The sequence below is a fragment of the Pseudomonas luteola NBRC 103146 genome (assembly GCF_002091675.1).
GTDB classification, from domain to species: Bacteria; Pseudomonadota; Gammaproteobacteria; order Pseudomonadales; family Pseudomonadaceae; genus Chryseomonas; species Chryseomonas luteola.
On the sequence record NZ_BDAE01000084.1, the window covers coordinates 1 to 1,193 of the forward strand.

The window sequence follows — 1,193 nt, forward strand, 5'->3', positions numbered from 1 at the left end:
TGGCTAAAGAAAAATTTGAACGTAACAAACCGCACGTCAACGTCGGCACCATCGGCCACGTCGACCATGGTAAGACAACGCTGACTGCAGCACTGACCAAGGTTTGCTCTGAAACTTGGGGTGGTTCTGCTCGTAACTTCGACCAGATCGATAACGCTCCGGAAGAAAAAGCGCGCGGTATTACCATTAACACTTCCCATGTTGAGTACGATTCGGCCACTCGCCACTATGCTCACGTTGACTGCCCTGGCCACGCTGACTATGTGAAGAACATGATCACCGGTGCTGCGCAGATGGACGGTGCGATCCTGGTTTGCTCGGCAGCTGACGGCCCCATGCCGCAGACTCGTGAGCACATCCTGCTGTCCCGTCAGGTAGGCGTTCCTTACATTGTCGTGTTCCTGAACAAGGCCGACATGGTTGACGACGCTGAGCTGCTCGAGCTGGTAGAAATGGAAGTTCGCGATCTGCTGAACACCTATGACTTCCCAGGTGACGACACTCCGATCGTTGTAGGTTCCGCGCTGATGGCGCTGGAAGGCAAAGACGACAACGAAATCGGTGTTTCTGCTGTGCGTAAGCTGGTTGAAACTCTGGATGCCTACATCCCTGAGCCGGTTCGTGCAATCGACCAGCCGTTCCTGATGCCGATCGAAGACGTATTCTCCATCTCTGGTCGCGGTACTGTAGTAACAGGCCGTGTTGAGCGTGGTATCGTCAAGGTGGGTGAGGAAGTTGAAATCGTAGGTATCAAAGCTACGACCAAAACTACCTGCACCGGCGTTGAAATGTTCCGTAAGCTGCTAGACGAAGGTCGTGCAGGTGAGAACGTTGGCGCCCTGCTGCGTGGTACCAAGCGTGAAGACGTTGAGCGTGGTCAGGTTCTGGCCAAGCCGGGCACCATCAAGCCGCACACCAAGTTCGAGTGCGAAGTGTACGTTCTGTCCAAGGAAGAAGGTGGTCGTCATACTCCGTTCTTCAAGGGCTACCGTCCTCAGTTCTACTTCCGTACTACTGATGTGACTGGTAACTGCGAACTGCCGGAAGGCGTTGAGATGGTAATGCCGGGCGACAACATCAAGATGGTTGTTACCCTGATCGCTCCAATCGCCATGGAAGAAGGTCTGCGTTTCGCTATTCGCGAAGGCGGCCGTACCGTAGGCGCCGGCGTGGTTGCCAAGATCGTCGAATAA

Annotated in this window: 1 protein-coding gene; it reads left to right on the plus strand. The window is 54.6% G+C overall.

The window, feature by feature from the left end; genetic code table 11:
• On the plus strand, positions 1-1,193 hold a 1,193-nt coding region (gene tuf, locus PLU01S_RS25150; protein WP_074829510.1), incomplete at its 5' end, for an elongation factor Tu.